At 44.9% G+C, this 11,109-nt stretch carries 4 protein-coding genes and 1 pseudogene; 3 read left to right on the forward strand and 2 right to left on the reverse strand.

Annotated features, from left to right (window positions below; genetic code table 11):
• Nucleotides 1–355 (reverse strand): annotated as a pseudogene (locus PN462_RS03910) (hypothetical protein); the annotation flags it as partial.
• Nucleotides 356–1,188: 833 nt separating this feature from the next.
• On the opposite strand from PN462_RS03910, the gene PN462_RS03915 reads away from it, so the two are divergent.
• Together PN462_RS03915 and PN462_RS03920 are read left to right on the forward strand one after the other, a co-directional pair.
• Nucleotides 1,189–3,303 carry an adenylate/guanylate cyclase domain-containing protein gene (locus tag PN462_RS03915; RefSeq protein ID WP_272126661.1) on the forward strand — a complete coding sequence of 705 codons (2,115 nt, stop codon included), beginning with the start codon at nucleotides 1,189–1,191 and terminating at the stop codon, nucleotides 3,301–3,303.
• 129 nt (nucleotides 3,304–3,432) lie between these two features.
• Nucleotides 3,433–4,890, forward strand: coding sequence for a mechanosensitive ion channel domain-containing protein (locus PN462_RS03920; RefSeq protein WP_272126662.1), 1,458 nt, complete (start codon nucleotides 3,433–3,435; stop codon nucleotides 4,888–4,890).
• 98 nt (nucleotides 4,891–4,988) lie between these two features.
• Here PN462_RS03920 and PN462_RS03925 read toward each other — a convergent pair whose 3' ends face one another.
• The gene (locus PN462_RS03925; RefSeq protein ID WP_272126663.1) at nucleotides 4,989–6,158 is read right to left on the reverse strand and encodes an ABC transporter permease; all 1,170 of its coding nucleotides are present in this window, start codon (nucleotides 6,156–6,158) and stop codon (nucleotides 4,989–4,991) included.
• Between the two features lie 469 nt (nucleotides 6,159–6,627).
• Here PN462_RS03925 and PN462_RS03930 point away from each other — a divergent pair, with 469 nt between their 5' ends.
• Nucleotides 6,628–10,818, forward strand: a complete 4,191-nt coding sequence (locus tag PN462_RS03930; RefSeq protein WP_272126664.1) for a DUF4347 domain-containing protein — start codon at nucleotides 6,628–6,630, stop codon at nucleotides 10,816–10,818.
• The last annotated feature ends 291 nt before the right edge of the window (nucleotides 10,819–11,109 follow it).

An 11,109-nucleotide genomic window follows, 5' to 3' on the forward strand; every position in this document is an offset into this window, starting at 1 on the left:
GATTGGGTGTTAAGGGGCGGGTGTTCTCTACCGGATATTCTGGGGAATTTTGTTCAATGAACCGTAACCCTGACAACCATTCGGACCAGATGGAATTCTGAGGGGGTTGTTTGGGGGTCTCTGCTTGGGGAGAGGGTTGGGAGGAGTGAGGAGACGGCCACGGGGTTGGGGCGGGCTGTGGCGATTCTGAGGGGGGTTGCGAGGGGGTGGGTTGCGTGGGTTTGGAGGGGTTTTGGGAACTGGCGATCGCGCCTACAGTTAAAATTGTTCCTCCAGTCGCCACTAAAACCAACAGCAAGTTACGCCCCCAAAAGGCAAAGGGGGAAGACAAATTCCTGGGAAATCGGGAAGCCATAATTCACCACTCTCACCACATCAAGTGCATTTTATAGCAATTTTGCAAGACTGAGTAGTAATACATCAACCCGTGCTAAAATAACGCCATTCCGACATACCCGCTTTTCTGAATTTTCTCTGTTGCAGAATTTCGTGATTCAAGGAGCTTTTGTAAAATGATCAAACGAATCACCCTAAAAGCCTCATTATATAACAGTGTAGTCAACTGTTTAGCTTGTATTGTGAACCGTCTAATTTCGGGTGAGCAAAAATTCAGGCTCTAAACCCTCTATATCAAGGAAGAACAGTTTATTCTGTTAAATCTTTTCGCTCTCGAAGTTGCTATTAAAAATCAAGCCTCCCAAAGATTAAGGCATAAAAAGACCTAAGCATTCAGCTATCAAGCTATCAGTCATCAGCATCCAAAGGCAGGAGGCAGATGGCAGAGGGCAGTGGTTTGCGCTCCGCGCACACTACGTGAACGGCAAGCTCACCAACTAGGAAGGAGAAAGGGTAAAGTTAACCTAAAAATAAGGTCAGAAACTAATCACAGCAAGGCTTTTAGCCAATTTTCAGCGTTTTTTAGTTTCTGGAGAGCCATCAGCTTAAAACGCTGATCTCGCTCGTGAGTCGATGGGATATAGCAAAGTTTCCTCGCTATCTAAGCAGGCCGCTTTCATTCATGATCTGTTCGCACTCGTGCGCTCCGGCTGAATGCTTACCAATCAACCATTTCACGACATCTACCATCATGTCAAAACGCTGTAAGTTGTTTTGGCTTTTCATCAGCAATTTCGAGAGGCTTATATGTTTGTACTGCAAAAACTAAGTATTAAATCCAAAATTCAACTAATGTTAATTTTGGTTGCGTTGATTTCAATTTTAATTATTGGGACATTAGGTTGGAGTTGGGCAAGAAGTGAACTCAAACGCAATATTTTTGATCATTTAACCAGTGTGCGGACTTCTAAAGCGTATCAAGTTGAATCCTACTTCAAAATCTTAAAAAATCATGTTGAAACGCTTTGTGAAGACCAAATGGTGGTAGCGGCCATGAAAGATTTTCGTAACGCTTATGAACAACTATATGACATTAAAACTCTCACAACTCAAGAACATGAAGCTCTCCAAACCTATTATGAACAAGAGTTTTTCCCTCGCTTAACAGAACGCATTTTAGGCTCTCCCAACTATACGACCTATCGCCCTGATAGCAAGCCCTCAGAATATTTACAGTATCAATACATTACCGCAAATCCTCATCCTGTTGGCCAAAAAGATGCTTTAGAAAATGCCCAAGATGGTAGTGTTTATACCGCCCTTCATGACCGCTACCATAAACTGTTTAAACATTTAGTGAAAAAATTTGGTTATTATGACCTGTTTTTGATTGATCCAGAAACCGCACAAATTATTTATTCAGTTTATAAAGAAACCGACTTTGGGACAAGTTTAGAAAACGGGCCTTATAGTCGGAGTAATTTTGCCCGCTTGGTGTCCGATGTGCGAGATAATCCTGATCCTGGGGCTATTCAAGTGGTAGATTTTGCCATGTATAAACCCTCTTATTTTGCCCCTGCTGCTTTTATGGGGGGGCCAATTTATGATGGCACAAATTTTGTGGGCATTTTAGCCGTACAAATGCCAGTGGATGAGATCAACCGCGTTTTAACGGGGAATCAACGTTGGAAACAGGATGGTTTAGGAGAATCGGGGGAAACGTATTTAGTGGGGACTGATTATTTAATGCGTTCCGTTTCCCGATTTTTGATTGAAAAACCTGAGCAATATAAAGAAACGTTGAGGTCAATTGGGTTTCCTCGTAGCACGGTTCAGTTAATTGATCAACTGGATACCTCTATTCTGTTGCAGCGTGTTAAAACTGAGGCCGCAAAAGCATCATTGAGTGGTCAAGAAGGGACACAAATTACCGATGATTACCGGGGTGTTCCGGTTCTGAGTTCCTATGCTCCTTTACATATCGAGGGGTTAGAATGGGCAATTTTATCAGAAATGGATTTAGCAGAATCCTATGCTCCGGTTTATTCGTTGACCACCTATTTATTTCTCTCCACTGTTATTTTAATTTTGGTGTTAACTTTAATTGCTGGGATTACAGCAACTCGGTTTGTTAAACCTATTGATGCTTTAATTGCTGCCTCTCATAAAGCTCAAGTGGAAGATGGAGAGATAGAAATGCTGTTGGAATCCGATGATGAATTTGGGGAATTGGCTGGCATTTTTAATGATTTGGTCTATCGGATGCGTGAGCATATTGAGCAAGCGGAGCAACGTTATCGCAAAAGCCAAACATTGTTACTCAATTTTTTACCCTTTGAGGTATTAAGACGGATTGATCAAGATGAGAAAAATATTTTTGAGCAAATTCATCCGGTTACGGTGTTATCGGCCAAAGTAATTGGGTTAGGACAACTGGTTCATCAATATCCCCCAGAGCGAGTCAGTCAATTATTAAATGAGTTATTAAATTCCTTTGATGGCATTGCGCAGAAATCGGATATTGATCGTTTTAAATTTGCCAGCGATCGCTATCTTGCAGTTTGTGGATTAAGCAAACCCCGTCTTGATCACGAACGACGAATTTTAGATTTCGCACTCAAAATTTTAGACCAAATTCAGACCTACAATAACCTGCATCAAACCTCCCTCAGTTTATGTATTGGCATTGATACAGGAACAGTGATCACTGGACTTCTCGATACTCAACCCATCAGTTATGACTTGTGGGGAGAACCTGTTGCGTTTGCGAGTCTTTTAATGGATCATGCTGAAATTAATACGATTGTCACCACTAACGTTATTCATGAGCGACTCCAAGATTTTTACAACTTTCACAAAGGGAATATTCTTGCTTTTGAAGGACAAGAACAGATGACTTGGATTCTGAAAACTGAACCCCAAAATGTAACCAAAGATTGGATAAAATCCTCAGATATTGTGCTGTAATGTAGTCACACAACTCCCCAATTTTTAACTTAATCTATTTGAATAGATTTTTAGTCTTAGACAGAAATTTTGTCGCCCTAAGTGTGTCACAACAACCATCATTATTTTATTTTTTTGTTGAATTGAACCATGGAACAGCAATCACTAATTTGGGGACTGGCACTCATGCTAGGGTATCCCCTTCTCAATATCGGTTTAGGTGAAATTATTATCCGGTTACGGAGTAAGAATAATCCTCTTTTTCTCTCCCTTAAAAATTTGCGTTTTTTAGTTTTCCCTCCTCTCATCACCCTTTTAGTCATGCTTTATCTGCTGAAGCTCAATGACCAAAATATTTGGGTACAAGGCACAGAAAGCGTTTTAGGAGGGGCAGTCATTATCACAATAATTACCTTGCTCAATGCCATTTTTATGCCAGGACAAAAACGTCAATATAGTTGGCAAATTGATGTCCCTAACTTACTCTTTCAGTTTGCGCGTGTCAGTGTTGCCCTAGGGATTTTTGCCTACTTATTGGCAATGGTTTGGCAGGTTGATCTCACTGAACTATTTACCGCTTTAGGGGTTGGTTCTCTGGTCATTGCTTTAGCATTACAAGATACATTAAGTAATTTAGTTTCGGGCTTTTTATTAATTTTTGAATCTCCTTTTAAAGTGGGGGATTGGGTACGCATTAAAGACTTAGAAGGCGAGGTTTTAGAAATTAATTGGCGAGCCGTTCGTATTAAAACCCGTGAACGGGATGTAGTTATTATTCCTAATGGGGTTTTAGGGAAAGACACGATTTACAATTATACTTTACTTGACCCGCTTCATGCCGACCGTCTAACCTTTACATTTTCGTCAGATGCCCCTCCTAATAAAGTGATTCAAGTCTTAAAATCTGCTGCCAATGATGCCGAAGAAATCCTCTCAACTCCTGAACCTTTAGTTCGTCCTATTGATTTTTCTGACTATGTGGCTAAATATGAGGTAAAATATTACATTGAAGATTTTAACCAGTCTGAAGAAATCCAAGGACAGTTTGTTACCAATGTTTATTATGCCGCCAAGCGCAACCATTTAGCTGATCCTGTTCCGGTTGAAAAGCATTTTTTAATGCCCTATAAAATCCTTGAAAAAAGCAATAATCGTCAAGATATTTTAGAAACCTTAAATGAGTCGCCTATTTTCAATATTTTGGGTCATGAAATGCTCAGTTCGTTAGCGCAACAAGCCCAAATCAATTATTATGGGGTGGGTGAAGTCATTATTCATGCCGGAGAATTAGATCAAGGGCTTTGTATTTTAATGGTAGGGCAAGTTATGTTATCTGCGCCGGGGGGAGATCAGAAGTTTCATACTATTACGTATTTGGAAAGAAATGATATTTTTGGGGAAATGGCATTACTGCGCGATGAACCCAGTTTAGTGTCAGTCAAAGTATTACAGGATGTGACCTTACTCATGTTAGATGGTGAGACCATTTTTTCTGCGGCTCAACAAAATTCCGCTTTTTCCTTAGCAATGAATCAGTTTATTGAGGAGCGTAAAAATGCGGTTCAGCGTGCAGTGGTTTCCAATACTTTAGCGATTGATTCGCTCTAAGCTCAAAGTAGTTAATTGTAGGTGGGGTGAAGCACAGCGTAACCCCACACCCCCCAAGGTGAAAAAATGTTAGGTTTCACTCCCTTACACCCAACCGACTAAGACTTGAGTGCCTCAATGGGTTCAATATTACTCGCTTGTCGGGCGGGAAAATAACTTGCACCTACTCCCACGACAATGGCCGCAACCAGAGAGACAAAAGCAGTACGGGGGGCAAATTGGTAGGGGAGATCAAATTGTTGGCTGATGATCTGGGTACACCCTTCTACAGTGACAATGGCAATGCCACCCCCAATGAGACTAATAAACACCGCTTCTAGGATAAATTGACTTAAAATATCTCGTTTAGTCGCGCCTAATGCCCGTTTTAAGCCAATCTCTGCTGTTCGTTCTAAGGTAGCGGCTAAGGTAATATTGGCCACCCCAATGCCAGCAATAAACAGCGCAATTCCCCCCACTGCCAATAACCCTTTCTCCGTCATCTTTAACACATCCTGCTGTCGGAGAATCTCCTCTGCATTACTACCAAGCCAATACTGATCAGAGGTATAACGTTGATTGAGAAGCCCTTTCAGTTGTTCCTCTTGTTGAGTAATCTGTTCTAGGGCATTGGGCCGCACCCGAAAATGGCGTATCTCTTTCTGGCCGACTTGGGCATAATGCAGGGAAAGCGGGACGAGCATTTGTTTCCAAGCATTGCCATCTCTCCACACAGGCTTGGCTTCCATAACCCCAATCACCTCATAGACTGAATTATTAAACAGAATCCTCTGTCCAAGGGGAGTTTGCTCCCCAAAGAGTTCTTCGGCCATTAGTTGATCAATCACTGTCACTTGCCGAAATTGTTGATAATCTTCCGGGTAAAAGAAGCGGCCTTGCAGCATTTCCCGGCCTGACGCTTGCAGAGATTGCTCCGACACCGCAATCGCCCCAACAGAGGTGGTTTGACTTCCAAACTGGGCTTCTCCCCAAGCCCAGGAATTATATTTATCGAGGGCTTCTACATTCCCCAGTTGCTCGGCAAGCTGCTCCACTTCCGCCTCTGGAATCCTCGGTTGACTATATCGGATGCGAGTAAAAATTTGCGGGGCTTCCTGTTGTTCAATCTGCCGTTGAATCAATCCCCGACTGATCACCCCCACCTGTAACGTTGCATTTACTGCCGCCACTCCCATAAATACCCCAAAGATTGTCAAACCCGATCGCACCGGGTTTTGCCAGAGAGACTGTTGACTCATTCGCAAGAGAGCAAAAAAGGAAAGGCTCATTGTGGAGCAGGGTGAATGGACATTGCTGATTAGTGTAGCTCAAACTCGCTGCTCCGGCAGCCCAACGCCTCCGACTCACCCAATTGGTTTCGCAGCTTTACACAAAAAACACAGAACATCAGGTTGGCTTAACCAACACTTTACTATCCAATCTTGCGTACAAATACACAGAATGTACAGTTTTATGTTACGATGCAGGAAATACGAACACAATAATAAGAACGCGAGTTGGTTACTTTGGTTTAGCCAACTTTACAGGGGATTAGTTTGCGGATTTATTCTTTCTTCACAAACTAAGTTCTTTTTTTATGCCTAAAAATTAATTTTTTGGGGCATAAAAAGCGGTGCAACGAGATATCTGATCTCGAATATCTACCACTTTAATTATTGGTTTAATTTCCGGATCAAAGAAATTAAATTGAGTAAGTTTTAGTAGTTATTCGATAAACTGCGATCGTTGTATCCTGTTATGAACTTTTCCGCAATCGTCCCCCCCCAAACTCATCGTTCTGTTCCTGCAATCCTCGCCCTTTGCAGCCTTGGATGCTTATTTTATAGTGAAAAAACCACGGCTCAATCTATCACCACATCCCCCGACGGTACAGGAACAGTTATCAATATCAACGGGAACACCTATGATATTCAAGGCGGCACAAGAGCCGGAGAAAACTTATTTCACTCCTTTAGCGAATTTAACCTCAATCCTAACGAAATCGCCAACTTTTTATCGAAGCCCGAAATTCGCAACATTGTAGGACGAGTCACCGGAGGAAATCCCAGCGTTATTCAAGGGTTAATTCAAATGTCCGGGGGGTCTTCTAACCTCTACTTAATGAACCCTGCGGGGTGGATTTTCACCGATGGTGCAAGCCTCAACGTCCCCGCCAGCTTCGGCGTTACCACGGCCACCCGCATGGGATTTGGGGACAACTTCTTCAACGCTTACGGCAAAAACAACTACGCAGAATTAACGGGAAATCCCACCCACCTCATCTTTGATCAAAATCGCCCCAGTCTCATCTTTAACGAAGCCGACTTAGCCGTCTCCAACGGTGAAAACCTCTGGATGGTGGGGGGTAGCGTCGTTTCCACCGGAACAATTACCGCCGAAAACGGCAATATTACCCTAGCCGCCCTCCCCGGCCAAAATCAAGTGAAACTCTCCCAAGAAGGCATGATCCTAGACTTGGTACTAGAGGCCACCCCCGTCCAAGGCGGAATTAACCTCCCAGAGGGAGTTACCGGACTCCGGGCCATTGATATTCCCAAATATTTAACCGGAGGAAGTCCCCAAAACTCACAAGACACCATTGCCGTCGATGAACAAGGCAATGCCACATTGGCCAACGCTGACACCCCCATTCAAACAGGAGATACCGTCATTGCCGGGAATCTTACTGCCGACGAGATCACCCTTATGGCCGCAGAACGAGTCAAACCCACCGATTATGATTTAGTCAGTAGTCACCCCACCGTCGTCTTATTCCCCAAAACCGACCAAGACAGTCTCTCCTATACCTTCATTGACGAGAGAACCGATAACCCCTATGAACTGCTGTATGGGGGAGACTCCGGCACAATTTCTCGACTCATTGACCGCCAAGAAAATGGACTCACTGCCGTTAATGAAGCGGTTGAGGAGGTAAATCGCCCTCTGGATGCCATTAATATTGTGGCAGAAGGGAATCAAGGGGAATTCTGGCTCGGCAATACCTATCTAACTGCCAATACCCTGTCAGACTATCAACAGCAATTACAAAGTATCGGCGAGAATCTCACCCCCACCGGAGATATTTTATTGTATAGTTGCTTAACTGCCCTTGGTGCAAGGGGACAAGCCTTTGTCGAGAATTTAGCCACCCTCACTGATGCTGATGTGGCCGCTTCTACGGATGTCACTGGGTCGGCTCAATATCAGGGGAACTGGCAGCTAGAATACAACACAGGTAATATTGAGGCCACCACTCCCTTTACCTTTGGCACAGTGGCCAACTGGGAGGGGAAACTGGCCACCCGTACTGTACAAAACGTAGCGGACTCCGGCGAGGGGTCTTTACGGGATGGGTTAACGGGAATAGGAGGAAGTGATAGTTATTGGTCAACCGGAGTTACTGCCGGAGATGAAATTACGTTTGCGGTTTCTGGACAAATTAATCTGAGTAGTCAGATTGTCTGGTCTCAAGAGAATTTGACCTTAGATGGCACAGGACAGACTATTGTGCTAGATGGTGGGAATAATAACCGAATTTTCCAAATTACCGCAGACCAGGCCACCCTACGAGAAGTCACGATTCAAAATGGCAGTGCCAGTGAGCAGGGTGGGGGAATTTATCACCGAGGAAACGGTACATTAACCGTAGAAAATAGCAGTATCACCGAAAATGTTACCGAAGATCATGGGGGAGGGATACATAGTAAGGGAGACCTGTTGCTCCGCAATAGCACCATTGGGGAGAATTCGGCCACCCTCAGTGGGGGAGGCATTCGAGTCCAAGGTGACGCAGAAATTCACCATTCGCAACTTGTGGATAACCAGGCCGGTGATGATGGGGGAGGGATTCGCAGTAATCAAGATTTAACCCTAACTGATACGCTGGTTTCGGGGAATCAGTCCGGAGCGCGCGGGGGAGGAATTTACGGTCGCCAAGGGACTATCACTGGAGAAAATGTCACCATTCGGGAAAATGAGGCGGCTCAAGATGGGGGTGGTATTCGGGCTAAGGTGGTGGCGTTAACCGGGTCTCAAGTTTTAGAGAATGAAGCTGGAAATAATGGCGGGGGGATTCATACGAACCAAGGTATCACGCTGATTGAGACTACTGTTGCTGAGAATCGTGCGGTTGAGGAAGGGGGAGGAATTTCCAGTCGTCAGGGGGATGTTACTTTAGAACGGGTGGTTATTGGCCAAAATCGTGCGGGTGAAGATGGGGGAGGAATGAGTCTGAATAGTCCAGATAGTCGATTGACCATTGATGATTCTCAGATTACTGGCAATTCTGCTCAAACCCATGGGGGAGGGGTGCAGAGTCAGGGGGAAGCGTTTATCTCTAATTCCCAGATTGCCAGTAATTTTGCGGCTCAGAGTGGGGGAGGGATTCGGAGCCAAGGGAATGTAGAATTCACCAATGCTCAAATTTTAGACAACTCTGCGATCGATAATGGGGGAGGGATTCGCAGTAATCAAGATTTAACTCTGACGGATAGTACCGTCTCTGGTAATAGGACAGACTCCAATGGGGGAGGGATTTATGGCCGTCAAGGGACTGTGAGTTTAACGAATTCTACCGTGTCTAATAACGCTGCTGAGGGGGATGGAGGCGGTTTGCGGATTCAGCGATCGCTGCATTTAATTGATTCTACTATTTCAGAGAACACGGCGGGTGGCCGCGGTGGCGGTTTGGGTAAGTTTGGCGGACAGGGAACGATTAATTTGTCTAATTCTACGGTGTCGAGTAATTCTGCTGGACATTATGGGGGGGGCATTTATAGCAAGAGAGGCCCCAGTGATGAGTCTGGGGAAATTACCAATAGCACGATCGCATTTAATGCCAGTGCCAGCGAGGGGGGCGGTATTTTTCGCCATGGCGGGGTTTTCCAGTTCCGCAATAATATTATTGCCCAGAATGAGGATGTTGGGGGAGAGAGTCCCGATTTAGGGGATGCTAAGAGTAACCCCTTTGATGGGAGTTCTTTTGACAATAATCTCATTGGGGACACAACGGGGGTTGAGAATTTTAATTTTGCCTCTACCAATCTTCTCAATACTGATCCACAACTTTTACCATTAGGACATTATGGGGGAGAGACCCAAACCCACGGGTTACGGCCTGGGAGTCCTGCGTTAAATACAGGAGATAATCAGTTTGCCAGTGCTGCGGATCAACGGGGGGCGGAGCGGCGGCTCGATGGTACGGTGGATATGGGGGCGTTTGAGTCGGCAGGGTTTGAGTTAGTTCCCCAAGTTTCTACGGTGCAAACCGCCAATGCAGGGATGACGTTTAATGTTACGGTGCAGGTGGTGGAAAAGGCATTTCAGCAACCAGTACCTCTCTCTGGGGTGAGTGTGAATTTTCAGCCTTGGGAGTCTGTACAAGGCACGCTAACCCACGGGACAACGGTAGAAACCAATGAACAAGGGGTGGCTGTGAATGGTTTTGTCTTAAAACAGGGGGCAGGACAGTTTCCTCTGTTGGTTTCGGGGACTGCATTTAATGAAGTGGCGTTTAATTTGGCGGTGCTGCCAGAGGAACTGTCTTCGCAGACTTCGACGATAACGCCTTCTCCGGAGAGGGTGGACTCTAGTGTTGATCTTTCTTTGTCTTCCTCTACTCTGACTTCTCCTTCGCTTCCTGTCTCCGAGGAGACAACGGACTCGTTTGTCCTGTCTTTCTCTCCCCCTACAACGGAGGAGGAGGAGGAACAGGTCGCATTTATGGGGAATGCTTGTCAAAATCCCCATTACGTCCTTGTGGCAGATGAGGAGGAGAGGGGAGACGACGATGCAGAGGAGGGGATTTTTGCGGAAGTTCCCTATCAACGCCATTGTCACCCCATTCGGGAGGAACATCGCGGTTGGCGAGTGGTTCAATTTAACAATGTTGAGTTTAATAATGGCGGGTTTAACCCGGTTGAGTCTGAGCAATTTTTAAGCTCAAAATAATTAGGGTTTGCTGAAATAGTGTTTATTGGCTTGTAAGGGAAGGGAACAGGGAACAGGGAACTGGGAAATTTAAGAATGGGCCTTTTTTTCCAGATTTTTCCCCAATTGAGAGTAAAATTTGACCTTTTTTGCTTTTCAAAATCCTCAAAACCCTGATTCGGCGAGACATTTTATACGGAATCCGGTATCGAAAGACCCTAAAAAATCATGAAACGCTCTCTGGGTGGGCATTGCCCACCCAGCCCTGTCAAGGTGGGTAACGAGATATGGCGGTTTGGAGTCGCCCTCACC

It is taken from the genome of Spirulina sp. CS-785/01 (genome assembly GCF_028330525.1).
Classification (GTDB): domain Bacteria; phylum Cyanobacteriota; class Cyanobacteriia; order Cyanobacteriales; family Spirulinaceae; genus JAQMSD01.

Coding starts and splice junctions, on each gene's coding strand:
- PN462_RS03930 (WP_272126664.1), top strand. CDS start 6,628: ATGAACTTTTCCGCAATCGTCCCCCCCCAAACTCATCGTTCTGTTCCT.
- PN462_RS03920 (WP_272126662.1), top strand. CDS start 3,433: ATGGAACAGCAATCACTAATTTGGGGACTGGCACTCATGCTAGGGTAT.
- PN462_RS03925 (WP_272126663.1), bottom strand. CDS start 6,158: ATGAGCCTTTCCTTTTTTGCTCTCTTGCGAATGAGTCAACAGTCTCTC.
- PN462_RS03915 (WP_272126661.1), top strand. CDS start 1,189: ATGTTAATTTTGGTTGCGTTGATTTCAATTTTAATTATTGGGACATTA.